Consider the following 25,997-nt stretch of genomic DNA (forward strand, 5'->3'; position numbering starts at 1 on the left):
AACGAGCCATGGTGAATATTTTCGTCGTTACTAATTTTCCGATGGTCTCTCTAAATGGTCCACAACCAAGATCTGCATCGGAGATTTGGTAGGTTTCAATTTCATTCCGAGCTGGTCTTTCAAAGCTTCAGTAAATGTAGTTCCTTCCGCATCGGGCGAAAGAGTTGTACCCGGCGGAAGGATGGGGCTTGATGGCGACGGTGTCCATCTCAGAATGAAGTCGAATCTTCCAGTGAGCCCGGTTCCGTCGATCATAGGTCGCTCTAGTTGTCCAAGACTGGAAAGGGAGCTTGCCACCAAATCCATGGTCGTATCTCTCGATCCAACTTCAAAGATCTGGCCTGAGGTCATATGAGCCACATAGAGACCGCAGGAAGGCGGCCAGGCTTTAACAGGGACTGACGTCGAGCCGTCCACAGGCAACGATGGAGCATCGCAAGGTGGTCCTTCTGCATGGTCTATGAGATTCGGACCAATCTTTCCCGGCTCGATCTCGGTAAGGGCAAACACGGAAAGCTGCCGGGTTTCTTGATGAAATGTCAGTTTGAAGCGATCCGCAAGCAAAGACTGCATCATCAAACGCAACTGATCTTTGGTGGGATGAGCAAGTTCAGATCGCGCATGAATCTCGAAGTTTTCGGTAGCGGCCCATGTCGGTAAGGAGGCGTACATCTGCTTCCGTTGATCGGCATTCAACTTGTACGCGAAGCTGATGTAATCCCCCACATGAAAGTCAGCCGTAAAAAGTCCCGCAGCAACAGGGCCATCTTTTCCCAAACTATTGTCCGGGCCGATGGGTATGCTGGGAGGCTTGAATACGCCCGATTTATCCAAGCGAATGGATGCCACCGCAAACTCCATCTTGCTTCCTGCTGCCTCTTCCCAAGTCGGCGTCGCTTTCGTTGCTTGCACCAAGCCAAATGCGAGCGGCATCGCGATCGCCATCGTAGCCAGTACAAACAGCGCCAGTTTCGTGCCGAAGGGTAGCTTGGCCCCCGTGTTGTGTGCAGCAATACGCAGAATGCGTTCTTTCAGATCGGAACCTGTAACGCCGGATGCACACTTCAGTGGCAATTCGACATAGAACCTGCATACATTCAGAATCGCGGCGGCATAATCCTGAGCATCATTACCAGCTTCGAGAACAGCCTCGTCGCAGGCGCGTTCGCGCTCGTCGATGAGCTGTGCCCCGATCCACCACACTACAGGATGAAACCAAAGCAGCGCCTCCACAATCATGTGTACGGCAAAGGTTAGATTGTCGCGCCGACGAACATGGCACATCTCATGCGCAATAACCGCCTTCAACTGCTGAGGAGTGAGCTGTCTCAAAATTCCTTCCGGTAATAGGAGGACTGGTCGGAAGATTCCATAGATTCCCGGCTCAATCGTCGTCGTCGAACACAGCACTGGCACGTTTGCTGAAATGTTGAGAGGGAATCCCGAGCGCTTCGCAACTCGTATGTGTCGCCATCCGCTTACCCAACGGAGAACGATGATCGTCACCCCGCAAATCCAAACTGCCAATGCTAGAACCAACATCCAGTGACCGTGCGACGATACAGCGGCGTGTTCACTCGCTTCGAAAAACTGGGTCTGCTGGAATGGCCGCGCCATATGTTCCACGACATTCGTAACAAGAGGTTTTGTGGCGATAGGCATCGGCGCTAGCGAGCGTAGCCATCGCCCTGCAGCCATCAGCAGCGACAACGGAAGAAGGAACTTCAGCGAAGCGATCATCCACACCCAATAGCGGGTCCTCGCGGGGCTCTTCCTAAGCGTCAACACCACCACCCACGCAATGCTCGCAAAAATCGTCGACTGCAATAGGTGATTGATGACGTTTGCGAGTGAGCTTTCGTTCCAGATTGGCGAAATCATCAGCGCTTCTCCTTCTCACTTGGTTCGCGCAAGACCCGTTCTGCCTCCTTCACGTCATCGAGAGACAATTTACCTATCTCAACAAGGCGTGCTACCACAGGCTGAGACCGTCCTCCAAAGAGAGCCAGCAATTCGTCGATCAGACGTCGCTGTGCAGCGTCGCGCGAGATGGAAGCGGCGTAAATATGGAAGTTTCCTACCTTCTTGAGGCGCCGGGCTATTCCCTTCGCTTCCATCCTGTAAACCATCGTCTGAATTGTGTTGTAGGCTGGTCGTCCCTTCACGGGGAGTGAATCTAAAATCTCTCGGATGGAGGATTCGCCTCGCGCCCACAGCACCTCCATGATTTGAAATTCGAGCTTTGAAAGTTTGGGTGTAGCCATCAGATCTCCTACTTGCGTAGGACTATCCCCTACATCAGTAGGAGATGTCAAGAATTTTCCCCGACCTAACTACAAGGGCAGTAGTGACACGGTGCGCCGGTCGTATTACCGCTCATCCTGGATATCGAAGCATCGGTCTCAGTTGGGAATCGCGATCGGCAAATTCATTCGAGTGGCATCGACCTTAGTCGGACTTTGACCCTTGTGTTGCCGAAGCCAAATCCGTCGGGCGACTCGTGGATGATGAGGACATGCTGAAGCCTGCGAGCGCAAGACCCGACAGCTGTCTCGCCCGGCAGGATGGCCATCTCATCACGCGGCCATCCTGATTATCACTAGTCGGTGCGTAAGGTCGTTGCTGGCTCGACCCGTGCCCCAGCGTGGGCCGGAATAAGGATTGCAACAAAAGCTACGAGCGACAAAAGCATAGGGATAAGGATGAACGTCAGCGGATCAAATACGCTCACTTGGAACAGCATCGCCCTCAACATTTGCGATGTTCCGAAGGAAATACCGATCCCGACCACCGATCCCACCAACACCATACGTAGACCATCATTTGCGATGAGACGCAGAATATCGGATCGTGTGGCACCGAGTGCCATGCGCACCCCGATTTCTTGTGCCCGCTGCGTTGTCATGAACGCGAGCAATCCATAAAGGCCGACAATCGCCAGTACCAAACCCGTCAGCGCGAAGAATCCAAGCAACAGTGTTTCAAAGCGTGGACGGTCCGCCAGGCGATTGAGAGATGTATTGAGTGATTCCATCTTTACTGGAATGGTGCGATCAATTGAAGCGACCTGAGATCTTATCCAAGGTTCAATTACAACCATCGGCATGTCGCTATCCACGATCACGATCAAGTGGTTTCCTCTCCAATCGATAGCTACGTTTCGACGGAGTGTGTACATTTCAGGATTGCTTTGTTCTGTAAGCCCGTTATTTTTTACGTTGTCTGCGATTCCAATGACGATTGCTCCGGCCCCGCTCACAGCATTCGGCAAGAAGCGTTTACCTATGGGGTCATCACCTGGGAACAGGCGTTCGGCCAACGATCGGCTCAGGATTACTTCGCTCTCACCCTCTGTGCGATCCTGATCTGCAAAATTGCGTCCGCGGATAATTGGGACGTTGAGTACGCGAAAATAGTCCGGCGTCACAGATCGGCCCACAACGGTACCGCCTGTTCCTGGAGGGATCGGTGGTTTTCCCTGTACGTGCAGATCAGAGAGTCGAAATCCATCTTGCCATCCTCCCGGGGGAACCGAGTCCGTTGTCGCCACGGCTCGTGTGCCGGGCAATCGCTGAAGAGATGATTCAAGACGAAGATAGAAGTCCATTATCTTTTGACTTGTGTCGTAGCGTAGCCGTGGGACCGACGCTTCTACAGTTAATACGCGTGCGGGTTGCATCCCGAGATTCTGCGATTGAATCTTGATGAAGCTGTGCAACAACAAAGCCGCACCCGAGAGCAGGACGATGCTGAGAGCGATCTGGGTGGTGACTAGAGACCGTCTAAAAAATGCATGATTCCGTGACATTGATGTCTTCGCGTTTAGTGCGGCCATCTTCGGTTTCTGGAGCGCGGTGGCGATACCGAAGATTATTGCGCACAGGCATGACACTAAGGCTGCAAAAACTCCAACGCGCAGGTCGATGTGAGCTTTACTGATGAAAGGGATTCCTGCTGGAGCGATATGGACAAACACAAGGATCAGCGCTTGCGCAATTGCAAGTCCCACCAGACCTCCTGCGAATGAGAGCACAAGGGACTCTGTCAACGCTTGGCAAACGAGTCTTCCTCTGCTCGCGCCAATGGCTGATCGGACCGCAAGCTCGCGCTGTCGGGCTGCCCCGCGCGCCATCATCAGTCCCGAGACGTTCGCGCAAGCGGTGAGCAGAACCGTTAGGACAAATCCTAAAAGAGCCCATGCAACTGGCCGTGACTCTTGCGTCTCACGATCTCGGAGGGTACGAATGCTAAGCCGCGTTTCGCTTTTGGCCGAAGGAGGAAACCACCTGACGTCATTGTTGAAAAGAGGCTGCATCTGCGCAAACGCTTGCGGTAGGCCCACTCCGGGCTTCAGTCGGGCGAACAATCGCACGGGATCACCGAAACCACCATTGACGGTTTGTTGGACTGCGGCGTTCAGGGCTAGAGGAAAGACGATATCTGCTGTTTCCATCGCAGGAAACTGAAAATTCTTGGGCAGAACCCCGATGACTTGGACAGGATTGCCGTCAACATCAATCATTCGCCCCAAGATGCCCTGGTCCCCGCTGAAATGTCCTTTCCAAAGTCCGTAAGAAATCATCATTACGCGGGGACCGTTGGGACGATCTTCCTCGGGCAAAAAGTTGCGCCCAAGCACTGGAGTGATTCCGAACAAAGGAAGGAAGCTGTCTTGGAATCCAATGCAGCTCAGTTGGACTGGATCGTTCTCAACGAGATCGCAATGATGGATGCCTGTGCTCTGCGCAGCGAGATCTGAAAAGGCTGTCTGATTTCTCTGCCATTCCAGATAGAAACGGCCCATCACAAATTCCTGTGGCTCCAGTGGATGCGTGAATCCCAGGGACACAATTCGACTCGGCTCCGTATACGGCAAAGGCCTGAAAAGGATGAGGTCTACGACGCTGAAGACGGCAGTCGTTGCACCAATGCCAAGTGCGAGAGTGAGCAGGACACTGATTGTAAACAGTGGATTGCGACAGAAACCTCGAAACGCGTATTGCATGTCTTGTGTCACCGTCCCCATCCACCACCCGGGACGCTGCCGTTCGCATTTTTCCCGCGTCGATTCGACACCACCGAATTCAATCAGTGCCCGACGGCGAGCCTCGAATGGGTCCATTCCATCCGCAATCTTGACCAGTGTCGCCTGTTCGAGATGAAACCCGATCTCGTCATCCAAGTCCGAACGCCTTTTCATGAAAATTAGCGACCGCAGCCGCCGCAGGAATTCAGTGATCATGAGGATGCATCCGTGGCTCGACCAAGGACTGACGCTATCGCTAACGAAAAGCGATCCCAGTCGGCTAGCTCCATCGCGAATTGTTTCTTGCCTGCCCGAGTCAGCAGGTAATATTTCGCTCGCCGATTGTTCTCAGTGATTTGCCATTCCGAGCGTATCCATCCTTTAAGCTCAAGCCGTTGAAGCGCTGGATAGAGTGAACCTTGTCCGATCCGTAGTGCATCATTCGATAGTTGTTGAATGCGTTGCGCTATGCCCCATCCATGCGTCGATTCAAGTGCGAGCGTCTGGAGGATCAATAGATCAAGCGTGCCTTGCAAAAGTTCAATCGGCTTCGGCATTGTCTTCTCTCGACATTCGACAGTAGGTTTACTTCTCACTCCTGTCGGATGTCAAGGGTATTCCGGACGGTGGACGCCACTCTCCTTTGTCGCCGCAAAACGATCGCGTTGGTTCCCATGTCTGGAGCTGACAAGTCGATCGAACACGCCCATATTCATTTCAAAAGCTAACGTCCTAATCGATGCGTGCCGCGAAATGTGGGCTCGACAAGTGCGTTAAAATTTTTGGCGTCTCGCAAGTTCACCGATAAATGCACTGAAACCGAGCGACCTTGGATGGGTGAGAAGTTGATATATCGTGCAACGAAGGCTCGATCGTCCTTTGCCACTTTGCTAACGAGCGTAGTCCTCCTATCGATATTCGCCCCGTCGGCCTTTAGCCAATCGGGCGCGACCACAGCTCCCACAGATAAGAAGGGGCTGTCATTCGCGGTGGCAACACTCAAACCAGATGTGTCCGGCGCACCTGCCAAGGGTATTAGCGTTCGAGGACGAACATTCATCATGACGAATACCTCGCTCGCAGATCTGATTGTGTTTGCCTATGACGTCCACAGGAAACAAATCATCGGGGGACCGGATTGGATTGATGAGGAGAAGTACGATATCAACGCAGTGCCCGACATGGACGGCCAGCCACGTCTGACGCAATGGAAAATGATGGTGCAAAGTTTACTGGCCGAGCGTTTCCAATTCGTATCTCACCACGACAAGAAGGAGCTATCTGTTTACGTGCTGTCGATAGCGAAAGGCGGTCCGAAGAACCTGATTGAGAGTGCAAGAGCTGGCGATGATTTCTCCGCACTGACGAGGGAGGTTCCCGGCGGTTTCACGCTCCCAATGCGTAACGGCTTGATTTCTGAGTTCACGAACTTCGTGCTTCAGAGTTACGTCTTGGATCGGCCGGTGATAGACCGAACCAACATCGAAGGGAGATATGATTTCACGCTGACATGGGCTGTTTTAGGCACGGAGTTTGGAGGTACTGTTCTTACTCCTGAGCCAACCGATGATCCTCCTCCAAACCTGTTTCTGGCCCTCCGAGATCAGTTGGGATTAAAGCTTGAACCAATGAAAGCCCCGGCGGATGTCCTGGTCGTCGATAGGGTCGCGAAACCATCACCAAACTAGCCGCAGTTAGGGGCGCTCCGTCTTGCAATTCAGCTCTGGTGGGTACGTGCTCATGAAAAACCGATTTCTCGCTAAGTCCGTTCTCCTGCTCTGTGCCTTTTCATGCGTGAAAGCGCAGTCGCCGTCTGTCGAGGTTGCCACCATAAAGCCGAGTGACCCGGAAGCGAAAGACGAATGGTTCACTGTTCGTGGACGTCACTACATGACGACTAATACATCAGTGAGTGACCTGCTCCGCTATGCGTTCGGTTTGAGTCAAAAGCAGGTTGAGGGGGCGCCGGACTGGACATCGCGCGAAAGATTCGACCTCGACGCATTGACCGCGAGAGAAGGCGCGATCGGTGACGAACAGATGCGGGAAATGACACGAGAAATCCTCGTCCAACGATTCCATCTCCGTTTCCATGATGAGATTAAGGAGATGGACGTGTATGCGTTGACCGTCGCAAAAGGCGGAATAAAGATTGCCAAAACGACCCGCTCACCTCAGGACAATACAGACTTTTATGGACCTAGGGGGGAGCTGATAGTGAAGAATGCCACCCTGACAGCGGTGGCGTCCGGTCTCTCGCGCGGAATGGTACCTCGTCCGGTGGTCGATCAGACTGGCTTGACGGGCAAATACGATTTTGACTTGAGATGGATTCCTGAAGATAGCCAGCCTGACGGCAACAGCGCTTTGCCAGGATTCTACCGAGCGTTTGAAGAGCAGCTTGGCTTAAAGTTAACAGCTGCCAGAGCTCCTATGACCGTAATGGTAGTGGATGAGATCTCCCGCCCAACAGCGAATTGATGAAGGCCGAAATCGGTGCCGCCAAGTCTGCTTCTGGCGGAGACATTCCCAACGGAGATCGAATGTCTCGGTACTCCTATCGTTCCTCACCGTGGTGAACCAATACGCGATGTACTCTGTTTCCGCATGCAAGGGGATCGATGCATGAAAGCTTTGGTCTTTTCGTTCATTATAGTAGTGCTTGCCAATTCAGGATTCGGTCAATCCGCGAATCCTGACACGCAAGCACAACAGCAGATATTAGAAGAACTGCGAGCTATTCATCGTGATACGAAAGCGGGCTCTACTCTCCAGTTGCTATTAGCTGAGCTACAAATCGCGCAGGCATCCTTGGAGCGTGCCAACCAAGGACGAGAGAGTTTGAAAGCACAACTCGCTCAATCACGGGTCGACAACGCAGCTGCGTTAGCGGAGGTATCTCGGTTCGAGTGGGCATAAGTAAAGTCCCGAACCCTGAACAGGAGTTTGTGTACAGGTTGAACGAGTTAAAGGCGCAGCAACAAAAGGCGACGGAGTTAGAAACCGCCGTTTCAGAGCATCGGGAGTGAATTCGCGTGACTAGACAAGCAAGCACTAGTTCGCTGAAGGCTTCGCCACTTCATCAATAACAAGCACGTCCACGTCTCCTTTGGCTGACTCGACTTTCAGACCCAACTCCTCTACTAAGGCCCTATCCATCGGGGGCAACGGATCAAAGTCCTCCGCGTCCCGGTCCCGGTCCCATCGTCCCTTGTACTTCAACACGAAATCGTATTTCCCTGACAGGCCCGTTCTATCGTTCACTGGTCTCCCAAACTGCCCCGTGAGGGTTCGAGCTAATTGACTCATTGTGCAGCCGTGTGCGAAGAAGTCATAACCTTGTCCATCATTCCTCTGATAGAGAGCCGGAACAGGATTTCCATTGAAGTATTTAACCTCGTCAGGAGAGATGGGAATAGAGCCCGCAGATCCCAGCTTCGTACCTCCCTTGGCCTGCACCAGGTTATAAACGTCTTTTTCCTTTGTCTCCCAATGTGCCTTAAGGTTGAAACGATCCTGCAGCAGTACCTGCAGCATGTGACGTTGCTCAGCAAGCTGTCGCTCCTTGGTGAGTGCCGCCATTCTCATGTCTGAATCACTGCCACCTTTTGCTTCGACTACGAACACCGTCGGCCACTGCCATTTCGGCAGGTTCACGATCTGAGAGATATCCAAACCATACGCGGTACTAATCAGGTTCTCGATGCTCAAATTTAGCCCATGGAAAACCGTCGTATTCACAACGAAACCACCGCTTACCATCACGCCAGTATTGAGATCAAGGTTCTTGTTCTCACGAACCGACGCGACATCGAATTCCATCGTGGCAACGTAGGGGGACTCTGCACCCGGCTGGGATTTCTCTGCGGTTGTGGTCGATGCTTGCGCTCGGGAGGACGGAACGGCCATCATCAACACGGTCAGAATAGAAAGTCCATTCACAAAGACTTCTCTCCGCAGGCTCTTCTTAGGCACTGACAATGTCACTCTCCAGAAACGACTACGGTGATCACTTCCTCTGCAGTTTGCTCGCAGGGGCAGACTATCGGCAAACATGATATCTGCTCAGTCCTCTGCAATGACAGAGCTGGATCGCGTACGTCCTGAGGTGATCCACTTTGTAGAGGTGCTTCCGTCTCCGAAGCAAAGGAGAGTGCGATATCAGTACGGTCGCTCAGTGGCATCCCCGTAAGGGAGCCGCGAATGCCAGAGAGATACGCTTCGCGCGATTAAGAATGCGAGTGGAAAGTGGGACCGGACCAATCAGGATAATAATTATCGATCATCTCCCTGAGCCGACGCTGGACTGGCCCTCCTTCCGGGAGCGCACGACAAGTAGCGAGTTACGCCGACCTTACACTCGTGATGCGAAGCCGACTTTACAGGCCTGTATGCTTGCACTGCATTCGATTTGGGCCTCAACGAGGAGCGCATGAAACGAGCGTGGAAGTGGATCGGCGGAACTTTTATCGTTTTGTGCGTTCTCGTGGCTCTTGCGGGATTTCTGCTCTTTCACGCTGTCCGAAGAAACGTTGAATCGCGGTCCCCTGGGCTCATCGCTGTATCACTGCCAGCACCGGACCTCGCGTTCCAAACACTCGATGGGCACGAGCGGCACCTGAGCGACTACAAAGGAAAGGTCGTCTTTCTCGATCTCTGGGGAACATGGTGCATACAGTGTGTAGCAGAAATGCCCACGGTGCAGGCACTCTACGACCGATACAAGAACGATCCAGAGGTAATCTTTCTGATCGTCTCCCGGTTGGATACGCCACAACGCGTGGAACACTATGCGCGACTCGGCCACTATTCCTTGCCGTTCTTCGTGACACGAGATGAAGATATTCCGCCCTCAATGTACTTTCACCAATACCCGGCAACATTCCTCTATTCCAAAGACGGCAGAATTGCCGCCCAGCATGCCGGCGGAGCTGATTGGAATGATCCAAGTGTTTCCGCTTTCATTGATGGACTGAAGAGCCACTCAAAATAGCTCCTAAAAGATAACGGCAAAGACGTTAGGCGTAGAGCCGGAAGGTCTCTGGGAACTCGGCGGAGAACAAGCGCAGTTTGGGAAGCTTTTGCATTACCGACGGGAAGAACGTTTATCAGTAGCAAGCCAAGGCCGAGATTCGCTCCCGTTACTTCGCAAAAAGATGAGCGCTTTTGGCCTTCACACGTCTTGCAGAGTAAGGGCATCCCTCCCTGATCCACAACCTTCGCGAGGACTACGCGAACCATGAAGAAACCGCTCCGAAATCCTATGCTGTTTGAGCGATCCGATACCACAGCGTCTCAAAATGGACCGCTTGAAACAGATGCGGGGCAGCGGCCGACGTTTGCGGCAAGGTTCCGCTGCGTCGGTTCAGAGTGTGAGGACACATGCTGCGGTGATTGGGACATTCCGCTCGATAAGATTACCTATTTAAAGTACCGGAAGTTTCCAGACGAGGAACTTCGCACTCTTGTGTCGCACTTTGTAATACCGCGCGAAGGAATGCCGCACGACAATTGGTATGGTTCGATCCGTCGCAAGCAGGATGGGGCGTGTCCCTTCTTTGGTGCAGACCTTCTGTGCGCGATTCAAAAGCAATACGGTCCCGAGCTCTTATCTTCAACCTGTTCGATATATCCTCGTTCGCTTGCGGTCGTAGATGGAGTCCTTGAAGGTTCTCTTAGCCTTTCATGTCCTGAAGCCGCGCGCCAAGTGCTGTTGGATGAGGATTCCACTGAGCAAATGGGCGATCTGTTTTCCGGTCAGTTCCGAACAGATAATGTGTTCGGCGTCCGCGATAACAAAGGTCTAGGAGCGGTTTATCTACAAGTTCGAGGTTTGATCGTCGAACTCATCCGTGACCGGACACGGCCTGTGTGGCAACGCCTGCTCTTAATAGTCGATCTTTGTGTTCGCTTGGACAGTGTTACTGACCGAGACTTGATCGCCGCCTCAGACCTTGTCACGCTCTTCAGGAATTCGTTGGGACAGAGATCTGACTCCGAGTTCGACCATACGCCCGACATCGCATGTCGTCTTGAACTTGCCATATTTCTCAGCACTCAGCGTTGCCAAGATCCAGATTGTGGCACTAGATTCAAGGATGTCTTTTGGGATTTCATTGAAGCGATCGGCTCAACGACTTCCTCAGGAGCACATGAAGACGTGTATCGCTTCCGAAACGCGAACCAGAACCATTTGGAACCGCTGCTCAGTGAGGCACCATTCATGCTGGAAAACTTCCTGCTGAACTACATTTACCAGCACCTCTTCCCTTTCGGAAGAGCTGGGAGCAACAGATTTTTTAGCCACACGATGTCTGATGAGGCCATCCTGCTAGTCGTTCGCTACTCTTGGATGACGACGCTACTCGCTGGGGCAGCAGGTCTGCATGGCTCCAGCTTTGGAAAGTCGCGCCTTGTGTCTACCGTCCAATCCTTTACCCGAGCTGTCGAACACACACCCTACATCCTTGAAGAAGCTCTTGTTTTTGTAAGGTCCCGCGGCCTCGACACATTGTCAGGTCTGACAAAGCTTCTCAGAAGCTAAGGGTTGCGGATGGGAAATCCATAACATGCTGGGTTCTCGTCAGAGTCCATGAGCGGAAGGGCGTTCTGAGGACTAATCCAGATTCGATGAGTGCATTGGCCTGTTCTCGTCAGTCGATCCCCGTGATTTAAGGTTACCTCCCGAACGCTCTGAAGGCTCTCAAAAGGACGAATATCAGATCGACAGCAAATTGCTGACATGAAGAGGACTAGTCCGAGACCCGCGTCCAAGAGGTTTGGTTTTTCTACGACCCGACTATAATCGGCCTGAACATCGTGAGAGGGAAATTGTTAACTCCGAACCTTATCAATATTCAGCGTGTACCAGACAGCCTTCTCTCAGGACTCGAAAACAGAGATGCGGCCTTGTGGCTTCGAGATGTTAGTTATACGCCTGAATCTCTTGATGTATTAGTCCGGTTCCTTCGAATGCCGTGGAAATCGATCACACTCGAAACCCATGACGAGGGGCTCTTGGCAGCGCTGCAATCCGCTGAGACGTTCAGTGATCCGATGATTCGCAAGAGGGGGTTCATCCAGGTAATCGACAACGATCCTTCGCGATTGACACTTCCTCAACAATGCTTACCTGTCTATTTATTAAATGGAAGGTCGAGGCAAGCAAACGATTCGGCCTTTGAGAGCCAGCTTCGCCGGCTGACGATGATTGAGTCTTTGCGGCGTTCTGCACCAGAAAACCTTGTCGTTCTTTCTTGGAGCACTCCCCCGATACCGGAGGCACTTTCGGATCTATGGTCGTCCGGCTTCCGTTCATTCCTGACGATCGTCTCTAATGCAAAAGACGCTGAAGAAGAGGTCAAGAGTTTTGTACAGTCTAGAGCCGGAAATGTAATAGCTAGTCTGCTACTGTCCGACCCAACACCTACAATTCTTGAGACAAGTAATCGTTACTACCGAATTTTCCCTGAAGCAAGCCATGTGCTCCGTTTCCGAGAAGCGGATGGATCGCTTCACCAATTGGATGTGGTTGATCTCGATGAGCCTGAGAGACCACTTCTTGCCTCCTACGAGCTCATAGAAGAAAAAGACCTATCCCCGCTTCTGCCGTCAGAATTATCCGAAGCAGAGTTCACGAATTTCTTCGCCGACTCGAGTCAGTCTTGGCGTCCGTATGCTGCGGAGCTGCCCTGGGTCAAGGATTCAGATGTCAGCACCAAACTGTTGTCCCTTCTGAACAGGCTTGATCATCAGGGAGCGGAAGAAACATCGATAGCATACATCGCTGCTGAACCCGGTGCTGGCGGAACCACCCTTGCCCGAGCACTTGCGTGGCAGTGCGCGAGGTTGGGATATCCCACGCTCTTAGCGAAGCAGATTCCGTTCGTTCCAGAGACTCTGCCTGTTAGGAATTTCCTGACCAAGGTAAACGCCGCTGCCAACAAGAGTGCACCGACCAAATCTTTCAGCGGCGGAAGTCCGAGAGGTAGAGATGGTTCCAGCCGAAGATATGAAACGCCTTGGCTACTCGTCTTCGACACCATCCATTGGCAGAATCGAGACGCTGAGCTTATCAAGTTCAGAAGAGAAATGGAGAAATCCGGTCGCCCTACCTGCATTTTGGTGGTTTCAGGAAGCTCGCTTCCGCTCTCGTTTTATACCGCGCCCGACCTACATAAAATTGGCGAGCTGAATCATGCGATAGGCTTTGATGATGCGATACGTCTCGGCGAGCATTTAAATAAGTTCTTGAAGCCATTTGGTAAAGAGCGTAAAGCCCAGCAATGGGAGTTGTTTTACAGAGAACATAATGTCCGCTACATGGACGGAATAGCAGCATTCTGGGTCAGTTTATCGTTCTGGATCCAGGGGCACTATGATCTCAGCGAGTCAATTCAGTCTTGGGTCTATCGCTCTTTCAAAGCTGCTTCTCTTGAGAGGACCCTCAAAGAGGCCGTACTTCGGATCGCCGCCCTCAGTTCAGAGCGAATCTCTCTACCAGAAACCCTACTTCCGACATCAACTGGTCCCTGGCCGATTTCCCATCTACTACGAGATGCCCAGCCTTCCTTAACTCCAATTGGTCTCGTTAGAACTTCGGCTGACGGTGAGAGGTACTGGGGGCTAGTCCATGACATCTTAGGACGATTCCTAATCAACGCTCTTTTCTATGATTTCGCGGAGCGAAACGATCTCGGTTTCGCACATGCCCAGGATCCTGAACATCTACGCTTTCTGCTTTTACAGAAAACAGCTCGCGAACCAGCTTTGGGGGAGCGAGCGTACCGAGCGATCGGGGAAGATTTTGCCACCAGTATCTTCAAAATTGATCCGGACCATGGACATAGTAACTTCGTGGCAATATGGCCTGATGTTCTTCAGACACTTGATTCGATGCCACGAACACTACGCGATACGAGCAGACTATTTCGCCATCATAGTGCAATATCACGACGTCGCATCACTAAGCTTGAAAACCTCTTTTACGGACCTAAGGATTTTGAGAAGAAGCAGCTACTGCATCAGGCGATCGACGATATCAGGTACGCACTCGACTTCATCGAGTACACTCCAGAATCCGAACCCAGCCTAAACTTACTTAACTCGTTAGCGAACGCATATTTCGATCTCGCTGATCTCGAAGCGAGGGACGGAGCAAGCAAAGAAAGGCTTCGCGAACTCAGAGATCTTGCAAATGACGCTACGAGGCGGGCGTTCGCTGAAAGCCCCACGAACTCCTTCGTAGTCGAGACCTACGTCAAAAATTTACTTCAGAGCGGAAGAACTGACCCTGACCGAGCGGTCGAGAATTCGATTGAGGCACTCGGGGTGCTCTTCTCCGCGATGAGCACGTACGAACCGGACTATCGTTCCTTGCAACTGGGATCGCTGGCTGATCAGGCTCTGAAGATGCTACTTGACCATACGTCCAAAGATAATGGCGAACGGCAGATAAGAACTGCAGTAGACGTTCTAGTTCTTGCTTGGCGCGCATTGTCATTCAGCGGTGAGATGGATGCTCCGAGTATCGCGTTTGACACGATACCGAAGGAAAAGCGAGAACTCGCCTTGAGCTATCTGTCAAACCCGGCGGGACGGGGTAACACACAGGTTCTCCGCCTCACATATCACCTGGTTTGCGCTAGTAGGCCCTTTGATTTTGGCGCGCAACTAGAGTTGGTAGAGCAACTGGTCGGGACGTCTCTCCGGTCACTCCCTCAGTTAGCGCTCGAATACGCCATATTACTCTTCCAGTGCGGCAGAGCACTTGAGGGGAATAAAATCTACAAGGATTTACGTCGGCTTTGGCGTGAGAGCGAGTCTTTTGTGCACGTTCCCGATCGCTTGAGATGGCTTGTTGATACGCACTCTCATAATCTGAAGATCGTGAACGCAGTCATTTCTTCCGATGACGGATTTAATGTAATCGGACGTGTGCAAGAGTTTGCGGCTGCGTCCGCACCTCTGAGGCCAGAGGAGTTCAGTATCCGATCCGTAACCCCAGGGCTACGTGTCGCATGTCATGTCTCATTCGGCTTCAAAGGTCCATTCCTGCGTCCAACTACTGCCGGCCCCGCTGAAGTTAATCAGGTGAGACGTGACTAACAACAGCGACCCGATTGCTACTTACATGGCCAGCTTGGGTCACAGAGTCTGCCCCAAAATCCTGTTGGTCGAAGGTATTAGCGACTATGAGCTACTGACGTTAGCCGCAACGCTTTTTGAAGACGAGGGTAAGGGTCAACTTCTTCACCCTAATTTGTGCATCATTCCCGCTGGCATAGGAGATCTTGGCGGTACGAAAGGCGTGGTCAGAGAACTAATCTGTCTGAGAGGGCTTAGCCGAGCGTGCTTGACTCCAGAAGGCCGGCCACGATATAGGATCGCCGCCTTATTCGATAACGATACGGCTGGTCGCCAAGGCATTCAAGCCGCTAGGGGGTTTGACCTAAGCTTGATCGAATGCAAAGACCTATTTTTGTTACGCCCTGTGATGCCCACAACAAACAATCTTGACCCCGTTGCGCTTCAGCGATTTGTCGCTGAAGCGAATCTCTCATACAAGGGATTGGATTGGGAAATAGAGGACTACCTCCCCTCATCATTGATTGATGTATTCCTAGAAGAACAACCCAATGCTGTTAGTAGGTTTTCTTCCGCCAGCGACAAGACTCATCGCGACTTTACTCGTGACGGTAAAGCTCGGCTGCTCCGATTCGTCAAGCAACATGCGATTTATGAGGATATGAATGCCATCATTGAATTGCTGTCGGCTGTGCGGTGCTACCTCGGCGTAAAGTGAGTCAACGCTACCGCATTCTTGTTATCTGCGAGAAACGAAATTCTGAGTTTTCGAGGCGCGCGTGCCCAGATATACCAGCCGATCGACCTTCCATGTCCTGATTGATACATGCGTCCGGATAGATGCAGCCAAAGACCAGCAGCAGCAGGCAATCTTGGCCGCGCTCGAAGAACTTGTGCGCGAAAAGGATATAGCGATCATCTTGCCGAGATTCGTAGTAGACGAGTTTGCCCGGGATAAGTCCCGAATTGTTGAAGACAGCACACGCAGTCTCTCGAGCACATTGAAACGGGTGAAAGATGTGGTCGAAAAAATCGGCGACCCTCGCCAGAAGCGCAACGTTCTGCGTCAACTCAATGAGGTTGAGCACCGGCTATCGTCTTTGGGTGAAGCCGCCGTGGAAACGGTCGGGCGAATTGAAAAGCTTTTCGCCGTGACACCTGTTATTGAAACCACCGACGCAGTGAAGCTGCGAGCGGCCCAGTGCGCCATCGACAAGCGGGCTCCGTTTCATCGACAACGCCACGGGATTTACGATGCGATTCTGATCGAAACTTATGCTGACCGCGTTGCCAGCAGGGCTCCGGCAGGGACGCGCTTCGCCTTTGTCACCCACAACACAAAGGACTTCAGCCACCCGGCAGCAAGCAATAAACTCCCGCATCCTGACATGGCCGCGTATTTTTCAAGGGCGATATCACTGTATTTCATCACCCTTGGCGAGGCTTTGCGGAGTATTCGGCCAGGGCAGTTTGCAGATCTCATGATCGAACAGAAATGGGTGGAAGAGCCCAGGCCGCTCGCCGAAGTCCTCGGCTCGATTGACACGTTGACCACGCAAGTTTGGTACAACCGGCACAAGAATCTGGCGTGGAGAATTGAGAGAGGGCAGCACAAGATCGTCACGCGGGAAGAGTGGGAAGCGAAGTTCAAGCAGCACAGAGGTTATGGTCAAAACCACACGGTCGACACGATCTGGAGAGTGCGCTCAAGGCCGCAAAGAAAGCCGAACGCAGGCTTGGCAATGACAACTCTGGCCCTTGGGATGACTTCGAGTGGGGCATGATCAACGGTAAGCTTTCAGCGCTTCGGCGGGTACTAGGCGAGGAATGGGACATGCTCGATACGTGATCGGTGTGAGCGGACTGGGATTAGAGATAAAACAGCCGATCACTCCTTGCCGATCTCACGACGAGTGCTGAATCGCCGATGCACTGATCGACTCGGGCTATCGCCAAGATAATCTTCCGTAGGCCATCCTGCCTATTCAGGCTCACGTACGTCGATCCGGTCCACCTTCTGCAAAGAGTCACAGGCGTAGATTCGGCAATAGAAACTTCGCGAACGCAGACTCGATGATTAACCGGTGGCAGTGTGCTCCCACTTCTCTACACGCTTGGCGGCGGCCATTTCAACTCAGAAATAGCTGCGCTGCACAACATCTTCCAACGGCATAGAAGATCGGCACTCTACTCCTTCCCCTAGACACGCATGCGTCAAAAAGCCGAGGCCATGGTGTTCATTCGATACTTTTGAGTGCCGCCACGACGATATCCGCTTTTAGGTCGCGGAAGCGACTGTCAGCCTCGTTTAGTGCTCCTCTTCGAACGGAGTTCAAGACTTTTGTCCATGCCTCTGTGATACCCATGGTTGCCACATCAGGGGCGATGAAGAGACGATCCTCTAGCGTGTTGTTTGCGGCCATCTTTCCGGCATCAAGTTCCTGTTTCTCTTCGGGACTAAGCACCGAGTTCTCGAGTCGAACGATCGTTGCGAACGTTTCGGTAAGGCGACTCAAAAGCTCTCGCCATTCCAGCTTGCGCTGATCGCGGAGCCAAAGAGAATGTTGGGACCTGCGCGTCATCCATTGAGAAAGGACACTTCCGAGGAGCGTGCCCGTGATTCCAAGGCCCGCGACGATCAAGGTGACTGTTTGCGTTTGCATGACTCTCCTCAGACGTTAAGCAAGTTCATGCCGATTCTACGATGCTCTCACACCGAAAACGGGTCTTCGATGGCTCCGCGCAGGTCTCACACGCTATCGCCCTCACAGGGCAAACGTCCGGCTCTGGTGAGCAGGTATCGGCCTTCGAGAACGACTATTTCTCCGTCCTGAGGCGATCAGAATTTCGAAGCATATCCACGACCGGTACGGACTTGACGCAGGCATCATGTGAGAGCACCGCTCTGTAGTCTGCGACGGCCTCAGCTTCATCACCAGGAACGGATCAGACGGATGCGTTCTGAAGGACCAGGATGAGGGACGTCAGCGGACGTCACAGGCCCAACGACGCCGTCGCCTAAGTTTCTTGCCTTCTAAGAAATGGTTAAGCGCACACCGTCTCCTAAGTGAAGGCGGGTCAGTGAGTCAGGATCACAAGTCGATCTGTATCCACGCTAGAGATCGCTGCGGTCATAATCGCTGCTGTACGCCTTGCACGCGAGGAATGGAGCCAAATCGCCAATGCACTCATCCAACCCAGATTAGTCCTCATAAGTCGGCTTATCGTCAGAAGGCATCAATGATCGACAACCGCGTTTATCGGTAGCGACGGAGTGCTAGTCTCTCGGAGTTGCCTCGAAGCTAGGGTCTACGGATTGCTGTAAACCGATCAAGCTTTTCACCCCTTCTTCTCTTGACCGCTTGCTTATGTAAATGGGCGACCGGATCCTCAGGGCCGCCCTCACCATCGTCCTCAGCGTGCACGCTCACTCTCTCCTCAAGAACGTGTTCTACCTGAGGTTGCGCCATGACACTCAGCTCTTGCAGTGCACTTCCTAACGATGCGGAACTCGGATAAAACCCCCATTTGCTCTTGCCCTGCCGTTTTCGTCGCCTCCAACGATATCGCTGTAAGAAGAACGCAATCGTGAACGGGAGAGAGAGGAGAAAAAGCCCGCCGAAGGGCAGAACGTCAAAGACGAATTTCACTAGTGTCCTCGCAAGTTGTCTAAAGGCATGACTAAACGCCGCACGCAAGAGCGTGGCGATCCCTTCGCGGGCTGTCGTGGGCTGCTAGGCGAACAAAGACGGAGGGGGTCTTTGGAAGAGTGTGGGGCGACAGGGCAACGGTCGAGCACTTGGCTCTAGTGAGCAAGCCAGCAAGGAGGCCGTTTGTGTCTGGACAGTTCCGAACAAGAATAGAAGCAACAACGGGATTGTTGCGAGCGCTGTCCCATGATGATTTTGAGGGTGCGGAATCAGCAGCGCCAGCAATAAGGTGACCGTCACTGTTAAGAGGATGATCGTTCGGAAACACCTTCTTGCTTGTAGGGCCTGCATTGCGCTTAAGTATAGAGGCATTTCGGATTTCAGTTGGGGCGAAATTAAGCCGTTGTTGTGCGATCTGGGGTAACGATAAGCCGGCATATCGGAAGTGCCCACGGGCCATACTGTCCAATCCTCTTGCTCCTACTCCTCATTCCAAAACACAACTTTCGTCTTGACTGTTCGCCCGAGCAGAGCGGAAATGTCCATGTTCGAGGTGACAGATGATATCCACGCAAAAGTCGGATGCTGCAATAGCGGACGAATTAGCAGCGCTTCCGGCGATGGATAAGCGAAAGCTTCTTAAGGTTTGGGACGAGGTGTATCAAACTCCGCCCCACCATACATTGCGAAAAGAGCTCATTGTTCCCATCCTTGCGTACCGCCTTCAAGAAGTGGTTCATGGAGGTTTGTCGAACTCTGCAAGACGGAAACTGTTGCTTCTACGTGAGGCACCCCGCAAGCCTCAAAAGACGAATGTAACCGGTGTTAGCAGTGATTCCGCAGGCAGCACGAAGCTGGTGAGGACGTGGGGTGGAGAAACTCACGAGGTCATCGTGACCGCGTCGGGCTTCGTCTATCGAGGAGAGACGTTCAAAAAGCTGAGCCCAATTGCGAAGCGGATCACGGGAACACAATGGTCCGGGCCAGCATTCTTTGGCACTCGCTCTAAGGATCGACGTGATGCCTGATACGAAGACCGTGCGATGTGCGGTTTACACGCGGAAGTCTTCCGAAGAGGGGCTTGATCAGACGTTTAACTCCCTCCACGCACAGCGTGAGGCTTGCGAAGCGTACATCCTCAGCCAGAAGCATGAGGGATGGGAAGTCACGCGTACCGAGTATGACGATGGTGGTTTCTCGGGCGGCAACATGGAACGACCCGGCTTGGCGAAGCTCCTTAGTGACATAGCCGCAAAGCGAATCGATACGGTCGTTGTTTACAAAGTAGACAGGCTCACTCGATCCTTGGCCGATTTCGCGAAGATCGTGGAGCAGTTTGATCGCGAGGGTGTGAGCTTCGTATCGGTCACTCAGCAATTCAATACGACGAATTCGATGGGGCGTCTCACGTTGAACGTCCTTCTTTCGTTTGCTCAGTTTGAACGAGAAGTTACTGGCGAGCGTATCCGTGACAAGATTGCGGCGTCGAAAAAGAAGGGCATGTGGATGGGCGGAGTCGTGCCCTTGGGTTATGACCTGCACGATCGACGTCTGATTGTTCAGGAGGAAGAAGCGGCTCGCGTTCGCCAAATCTTCAACCTTTATCTCGAATTAGGTTGCGTCACGAAGCTACAGGGCAGGCTCGATGAACTGGGCATCCGGAGTAAGAAGAGACTCAGCAGGAAGGGACGCAGCTCAGGTGATGCGGCATTCTCCCGTGGCGCTCTGTACGAACTCTTAAAGAACCGTATCTACTTGGGCGAGATTCGGCACAAGGACAAGTGCTATCCGGGACAACATGAAGCGATCGTAGATCAGGCCGTCTGGGATGACGTGCAGACGTTGCTCGTCACGAATCGTCCCTCAGACAATACCCACGAGAGTGACGGTGAGGTCAGCTTGCTCACTGGGCGTCTATTCGATGCAGCAGGGAATCGCTTCACCCCTTCTCACACGACCAAGCGTGGACGTCGCTATCGTTACTACGTCTCACAAGCGATCATCCATGGGAATAAGGGAAAAGGCGGATCGATGTACCGTCTCCCTGCTGGACGAATCGAATCGATTGTCTGCGATGGTGTGACAAATCTCATCGGCAATCCGCAGAGATTGATCGCTATCATTGCGGATCGCCCATCAGATCCCGCTGAGATGAATGCGATCTTAAGATCCTCCGAAAGGTACAAGAGACAACCTCTAGGAACACCCAACATTGCCGATTGTGTGAGGCGGGTCGTTATAGATGAGCGCCATGTGCGCATGTTCATCTGCAAAAAAAACGTGAGGAAAATACTTGGGCTTTCCTGTGACTCACACATCGACGCGGAGATAGAGATTCAACTACCGGCTGTGCCTATGCGGATTGGTGGAGAGCTTCGGTTCAAGATCGAAGGCGACAGCGAAAGATCGAGACGAGAAGTTCCGGCGTTGGTTGCCGCGGTTGTGCGGGCGCGGGAATGGCTTGATCGATTGATGAGCGGCGATGTCTCGAGTCAACGTGACCTGGCCGCGAAAGAGGGCTTGGACGAGCGTTACGTGAGTCGTCTATTACCGCTTGCTTTCCTCTCCCCAGAGATAACAGAAGAGATTCTGGAAGGTACACAACCTCCGCATTGGTGTCTCGATACCTTTCTCGGAAACGTTCCTCTTGATTGGCAGGCGCAACGTAAGGCATTCGCGTAAGCCCACTTACGGATGATGACTAATCCTTAACTACTATCATCGTTACTATCATTTGTTTTCCGCGGCTTTGCCTTCATCAATGGCAACGAAGACGGGTTGAAATTTCGCCGCTCAGAGGGGCTTGACAGCCATCATAGGCTTCTTCTGAGAGGTAAAGAATTTCATGAATGACACAGACACGAAGTCAACATCCAGAAAGCTTGCTCTGGAATATAGACCACTCGCATCGCTCAATTTTCACGTCAACAACGCACGCACCCACTCGCGCAGTCAGATCCGCAAGATCAAAAACAGCATCGAGGAATTTGGCTTTTCCAATCCGATCTTGATCCAGACGGACGGTACGATCATTGCTGGCCACGGTCGCGTTGAGGCAGCCAAGTTACTCAACATGACAACCGTGCCGACGATCTGTCTCGAGCACTTAACTCCCGATCAGATTCGCGCCTATGTCATCGCAGATAACAGGCTCGCGGAACTTGCCGGTTGGGACAACGACCTTCTCAAGATCGAGCTCGGTTATCTTCTGACTCTCGATCTCAGCCTCGATGTGACGTTGACCGGTTTCGAGGTCCCTGAAATTGACCTTCTACTTGAAGAAGCTTCCAGCACGGCGGACGAGGAAGAAACCATTCCGCCTACACATCCGGTCGCCATATCTCGACCTGGAGACCTTTGGATGCTCGGACACCATCGCATATTCTGCGGCAGTGCGCTTGAGCAGAAGTCATTTCAAACCCTGATGGACAGCCGACGTGCAGGTATGGTCTTTGTTGATCCGCCATACAACGTTCCTATCGATGGGCACGCATCCGGCAATGGGCAGATCGAGCACCGCGAGTTCGCGATGGCGTCCGGAGAAATGGACGAGCACGAGTTCACACAGTTCCTCAATCGCAGTTTCGAGCTTCTTGCCGAACATAGCGATTGTGGTGCGGTGCATTTCCTCTGCATGGACTGGCGTCACATGAGGGAGCTGATTGAGGCCGCTAAACCTGTCTATGACAAACAGCTGGGCCTTTGTGTGTGGGCGAAGGATGTCGGCGGCATGGGATCCCTTTACCGCTCTCAACATGAATTGATCTTCGTGTTCAAAACCAACGGAGGCCCTCACCGCAACAACATCATGCTCGGGAAGTACGGACGCAACCGTACGAACGTCTGGCAATACCCGTCTGCAAGCACGATGTCCCGACAGGGTGAAGAGAATCTTCTTAGCTTGCATCCGACGGTGAAACCAATCGCCATGGTTGCTGATGCCATTCTTGATTGCTCAAAGCGTGGCGACATCGTCCTAGATTCGTTTCTCGGCTCCGGGACAACACTCCTTGCCGCGGAACGTGTGGGGCGCATCTGCTATGCGCTCGAGCTTGATCCTCTCTATGTGGATGTTGCCATTCGCCGTTGGCAAGCAATCACTGGTGAGCAGGCGATCAACGCTGTGAGCGGGCGTGCGTTCGAGGACAACATCATGACGGAAGAAGCGAACGAAGAGGTGATTCATGGCTAACCAAGATGACAGCGATTATGAAGTTGGTTACGGCAAGCCACCGCGGCATTCGCAATTTCGTCGCGGACAATCGGGGAACCCTGCCGGGCGCCCACCGGGACGGAAGAATCTCGCAACCATAGTCCGGGCCGTGCTCCACGAGGAGATCATTGTGACGGAGAACGGCAAGAGCAGAAAGGCGACGAAGGTCGAGATAGTCATTGCCCAGATGGTCAATGGAGCATTGAAGGGGGATCAGCGTGCCATAAGGGAAACGATTGCACTCAAGCGGTACGTCGATGCGCTTGAAGAGGTCGATGCGGTGCCTACCGAAACCGAGAGTGACGCGGCTATTATGGCAAGTCTCAAACGTCGCTTACAACGTGCAACCAACTCGAACACCGAAAAGGAGACCTCAAAGTGATGGCTACCGGAGACCTGGAACTTTCAGCTGAGGAACTTCGGGCGATGCTCCGAGTCGATCTCTACACGTTCATTGAGCGCGCTTTCAGTGAAATACATCCCGGCACTGAATTTCTCGAGAGTCAGCACATTCCTCTGATTGCCGCGAAGCTTCAGGAGTGCGTAGAAGGGAAGTGCAAGCGTCTCATCATCAACCTTCCTCCGCGCTCATTGAAGTCATTCACTGTCAGCGTGGCATTCGTAGCTTGGCTACTCGGCAGGAATCCTTCGAAGCAGGTGATCTGTGCGAGCTACGGCCAAGACTTGGCCGACAAGCTTGCGCGTGACTGCCGCACGGTGATGTTGTCCCCTTGGTACAAGAGATTGTTTCCAAGGGCTCAGATCTCCGGGAAAAGAAACGCCGTGAATGACTTCAACACCACTGCCAGCGGAGGGAGAATGGCCACCTCCGTTGGGGGCACGCTGACAGGACGAGGAGCGGACTTCTTGATTCTTGACGATCCTCTCAAACCCATCGACGCTCTCTCAGAAACCAGCCGTAAGGCAGCCAACGATTGGTTTTCGAATACTCTGTTGAGTCGCCTTAACAGCAAGAAGGATGGTGTGATCATCATCGTGATGCAGCGTCTCCATCAGGACGATCTCGTTGGCCACGTACAGTCTCTTTCAGAATGGGAGGTGCTCTCACTCCCAGCCGTCGCTGAAATGGACGAGAGCATCACCATTGAAGGGCCTCTTTGGCCCGTTCACTTTTCTCGTTCTGCTGGCGAAATACTCGAACCGCGCCGCGACACCCCTGAGGCGCTCGCCGCAATACGGGATCAGATCGGCCCCTTCAATTTCAACGCACAATATCAGCAGGATCCGATACCAGAGGGTGGCAACATCATCCTGGAAGAGTGGTTGCGTATCTATGAAGAGAACACACTCCCGATGCGACCTCTAATACTCCAGAGCTGGGACACCGCGAACAAGAGCAGCGAGCTATGCGACTTCAGTGTCTGCACGACATGGGCAATTGTAGGGAAGAAGCGTTACCTTCTGAATGTACTGAGAAAGCAGCTTAATTATCCAGACCTCAAGAAACTGATTGTCAGCCACATGAAGCAGTGGAACGCAACCCAGGTCATCATCGAAAATCGCGCTTCAGGGATTCAGCTCTGTCAGGATCTCAGGGCAGATGGCATCTTTCAGGTCAAACCCTATGACCCGCCTGCTGGCTCAGACAAAATCATGCGCGTTCATATGCAGACTCCCGAGTTCGAGGCGGGGAATGTGCTTTTGCCGAAGTCGGCTCCATGGCTCGACACGTACGTGAAGGAGCTGCTCAGTTTTCCGGGCGGTAAGTATGACGATCAGGTCGACTCGACCATGCAAGCACTGGACTATGCAAAGAGATTCCATGAGCTCAATACCTGGGCGATGCTGGGGCGAAGCTAAGTCATTTGCAGAAGCCAACTGGCTCATCGTCTAGGACTCGGCATTGGGTGGATGCTTCGTCGATCGTAGGCTGAGGCAACCTAGAGATCTTCGAGTAATTTCGACATCGTCGTATCGAGTCCGCGGGCGATGATCTGCAACGTGATGATACCGGCCTCGCGCTTACCGGTCTCGATGTCGGAGATGTGGCCGCGGTTCAAACCGAGATAGACAGCCATGTCTGTTTGCGTCCAATTCTTGGCGACACGCCGCTCGCGGATTCGCATTCCCAGATCGACGAGAAGGCGGTTCTTTCCAGTGGACACTCTCCCAGAGTGGAGCTAGGATCGAGCTGTTCGTGTCTGGTATGCCAGACATTAGCGACTCGAACCTATGAAAACTGTCTTGAGAACCCTTCTGGTCATCATCCTTACTGTCATAGCGGTTTATGCCTTCTTGATTTGGTACGGCGAGGACAACGACTCAAACACTCACAATGCAAGAGTCAGCGGACATCCCGCAGACGTTGTGACCAGTCACTCCCAAAATGCGAATCAGGTGGTTAAGCCGTATGACCTCGCTCGCAATCCATACATGCTCAACGGCCAACAAGCGGTTCTCACTACCAGAGGTATACCAATGGTCGATCGACTCGGACGCTTTCAGGTAGAGTTCCCATTCAACTCGCTTCGATATTCCAATATGATCGACGAAAATACTGCGATCTACGATGTACTCATTGGAGAGGACACGATCTCCGATTTCGGTGGCCAGATTGCGGTTCACCTAGCAACGGATTCTCCGAAGCCCGAGTTGGGCCGACCTTGGCGGGTAGTGATTCAACGTCCGATGCGCGTTGTGAATGGCCTCGGTGTAGAACGTAACATCGCAACTGTTAGCTTCCAGGGGTACGGCACCCTGCCTGCGCCCCCGCAACCTAAGACACCACAACCTCAAACTCCACGACCTACGGATGCGGAACAACCTGAAGTCCAAACTGCTCCCCCGCCGCACTCCGACGGAGACCAGCCCAGCGAAATTCAAGAAGAACACTGAGAAGATAGGCCTAGTTCGGTTTGTAGAATCGATCAATCCTAGAGCCGAGACGCCGCAAGGGTCTCCTTAACTGACTCCCCAGATTAAGGGACGGAGATCGCACTGTAATGCGGTGCGATCTCCGTCCCGACCTGTCCTGAATCCACTTTTCTATTCGGTCGCTGCG

The 25,997-nt window shown here is 52.8% G+C and carries 21 protein-coding genes; 14 read left to right on the forward strand and 7 right to left on the reverse strand.

Annotated elements, in window-relative coordinates:
* Positions 1–30 precede the first annotated feature (30 nt).
* The 4 genes from M504_RS13610 to M504_RS13625 form a co-directional block, all read right to left on the reverse strand.
* Complete coding sequence (locus M504_RS13610) at positions 31–1,881, reverse strand: M56 family metallopeptidase (RefSeq protein ID WP_047492295.1); 1,851 nt, start codon at positions 1,879–1,881, stop codon at positions 31–33.
* Entirely contained in the window at positions 1,881–2,264 is a 384-nt protein-coding gene (locus M504_RS13615; RefSeq protein ID WP_047492298.1) for a BlaI/MecI/CopY family transcriptional regulator, read from the reverse strand. Before M504_RS13615 ends, M504_RS13610 begins: the two co-directional genes overlap by 1 nt.
* 335 nt (positions 2,265–2,599) lie before the next feature.
* Complete coding sequence (locus tag M504_RS13620) at positions 2,600–5,242, reverse strand: ABC transporter permease (RefSeq protein WP_047492301.1); 2,643 nt, start codon at positions 5,240–5,242, stop codon at positions 2,600–2,602.
* A complete protein-coding gene (locus tag M504_RS13625) occupies positions 5,239–5,583 on the reverse strand; it encodes a PadR family transcriptional regulator (RefSeq protein WP_047492303.1) in 345 nt (114 codons plus the stop codon). The genes M504_RS13620 and M504_RS13625 overlap by 4 nt, the downstream gene beginning before the upstream one ends.
* Before the next feature lie 432 nt (positions 5,584–6,015).
* On the opposite strand from M504_RS13625, the gene M504_RS13630 reads away from it, so the two are divergent.
* From M504_RS13630 to M504_RS13640, 3 genes are all read left to right on the forward strand, one after another.
* Entirely contained in the window at positions 6,016–6,714 is a 699-nt protein-coding gene (locus M504_RS13630) for a TIGR03435 family protein (RefSeq protein WP_198137605.1), read from the forward strand.
* Between the two features lie 52 nt (positions 6,715–6,766).
* Complete coding sequence (locus tag M504_RS13635; protein WP_052200723.1) at positions 6,767–7,507, forward strand: TIGR03435 family protein; 741 nt, start codon at positions 6,767–6,769, stop codon at positions 7,505–7,507.
* A 144-nt stretch (positions 7,508–7,651) separates the two neighbouring features.
* Positions 7,652–7,945, forward strand: a complete 294-nt coding sequence (locus M504_RS13640) for a hypothetical protein (RefSeq protein WP_047492307.1) — start codon at positions 7,652–7,654, stop codon at positions 7,943–7,945.
* Positions 7,946–8,080: 135 nt separating this feature from the next.
* On the opposite strand, the gene M504_RS13645 is transcribed toward M504_RS13640, so the two are convergent.
* A complete protein-coding gene (locus M504_RS13645; RefSeq protein ID WP_047492308.1) occupies positions 8,081–9,001 on the reverse strand; it encodes a TIGR03435 family protein in 921 nt (306 codons plus the stop codon).
* A 457-nt stretch (positions 9,002–9,458) separates the two neighbouring features.
* On the opposite strand from M504_RS13645, the gene M504_RS21395 reads away from it, so the two are divergent.
* From M504_RS21395 to M504_RS13670, 5 genes are all read left to right on the forward strand, one after another.
* Positions 9,459–10,019, forward strand: a complete 561-nt coding sequence (locus M504_RS21395) for a TlpA disulfide reductase family protein (RefSeq protein WP_052200724.1) — start codon at positions 9,459–9,461, stop codon at positions 10,017–10,019.
* Between the two features lie 246 nt (positions 10,020–10,265).
* Positions 10,266–11,570, forward strand: coding sequence for a flagellin lysine-N-methylase (fliB, locus tag M504_RS21400; RefSeq protein ID WP_156993763.1), 1,305 nt, complete (start codon positions 10,266–10,268; stop codon positions 11,568–11,570).
* Between the two features lie 473 nt (positions 11,571–12,043).
* On the forward strand, positions 12,044–15,133 hold the full coding sequence (locus M504_RS21405) for a hypothetical protein (protein ID WP_156993765.1): 3,090 nt from the start codon (positions 12,044–12,046) through the stop codon (positions 15,131–15,133).
* Positions 15,126–15,830, forward strand: coding sequence for a hypothetical protein (locus M504_RS13665; RefSeq protein ID WP_047492311.1), 705 nt, complete (start codon positions 15,126–15,128; stop codon positions 15,828–15,830). The genes M504_RS21405 and M504_RS13665 overlap by 8 nt, the downstream gene beginning before the upstream one ends.
* A gap of 61 nt (positions 15,831–15,891) precedes the next feature.
* Positions 15,892–16,896 carry a PIN domain-containing protein gene (locus M504_RS13670; protein ID WP_052200727.1) on the forward strand — a complete coding sequence of 335 codons (1,005 nt, stop codon included), beginning with the start codon at positions 15,892–15,894 and terminating at the stop codon, positions 16,894–16,896.
* Between the two features lie 453 nt (positions 16,897–17,349).
* On the opposite strand, the gene M504_RS13675 is transcribed toward M504_RS13670, so the two are convergent.
* Complete coding sequence (locus M504_RS13675; protein ID WP_047492314.1) at positions 17,350–17,775, reverse strand: hypothetical protein; 426 nt, start codon at positions 17,773–17,775, stop codon at positions 17,350–17,352.
* 1,547 nt (positions 17,776–19,322) lie between these two features.
* On the opposite strand from M504_RS13675, the gene M504_RS22740 reads away from it, so the two are divergent.
* The 5 genes from M504_RS22740 (at position 19,323) to terL (ending at position 24,796) form a co-directional block, all read left to right on the forward strand.
* Positions 19,323–19,790 carry a DUF2924 domain-containing protein gene (locus M504_RS22740; RefSeq protein WP_052200728.1) on the forward strand — a complete coding sequence of 156 codons (468 nt, stop codon included), beginning with the start codon at positions 19,323–19,325 and terminating at the stop codon, positions 19,788–19,790.
* Positions 19,783–21,444 (forward strand): recombinase family protein, encoded by a 1,662-nt coding sequence (locus M504_RS13690; protein ID WP_047492319.1) that lies wholly within the window; start codon positions 19,783–19,785, stop codon positions 21,442–21,444. Before M504_RS22740 ends, M504_RS13690 begins: the two co-directional genes overlap by 8 nt.
* A 163-nt stretch (positions 21,445–21,607) precedes the next feature.
* The gene (locus M504_RS13695; protein WP_052200729.1) at positions 21,608–22,954 is read left to right on the forward strand and encodes a DNA methyltransferase; all 1,347 of its coding nucleotides are present in this window, start codon (positions 21,608–21,610) and stop codon (positions 22,952–22,954) included.
* Positions 22,947–23,357, forward strand: coding sequence for a DUF5681 domain-containing protein (locus tag M504_RS13700; RefSeq protein WP_052200730.1), 411 nt, complete (start codon positions 22,947–22,949; stop codon positions 23,355–23,357). Before M504_RS13695 ends, M504_RS13700 begins: the two co-directional genes overlap by 8 nt.
* Positions 23,357–24,796, forward strand: a complete 1,440-nt coding sequence (gene terL / locus M504_RS13705; RefSeq protein ID WP_052200731.1) for a phage terminase large subunit — start codon at positions 23,357–23,359, stop codon at positions 24,794–24,796. Before M504_RS13700 ends, terL begins: the two co-directional genes overlap by 1 nt.
* A gap of 80 nt (positions 24,797–24,876) precedes the next feature.
* On the opposite strand, the gene M504_RS13710 is transcribed toward terL, so the two are convergent.
* Complete coding sequence (locus tag M504_RS13710; RefSeq protein ID WP_156993769.1) at positions 24,877–25,101, reverse strand: helix-turn-helix domain-containing protein; 225 nt, start codon at positions 25,099–25,101, stop codon at positions 24,877–24,879.
* Positions 25,102–25,180: 79 nt separating this feature from the next.
* Here M504_RS13710 and M504_RS13715 point away from each other — a divergent pair, with 79 nt between their 5' ends.
* The gene (locus M504_RS13715) at positions 25,181–25,831 is read left to right on the forward strand and encodes a hypothetical protein (protein WP_047492323.1); all 651 of its coding nucleotides are present in this window, start codon (positions 25,181–25,183) and stop codon (positions 25,829–25,831) included.
* Positions 25,832–25,997: the final 166 nt, after the last annotated feature.

It is taken from the genome of Terriglobus sp. TAA 43, from assembly GCF_000800015.1.
In the GTDB taxonomy this organism is placed as follows: domain Bacteria; phylum Acidobacteriota; class Terriglobia; order Terriglobales; family Acidobacteriaceae; genus Terriglobus.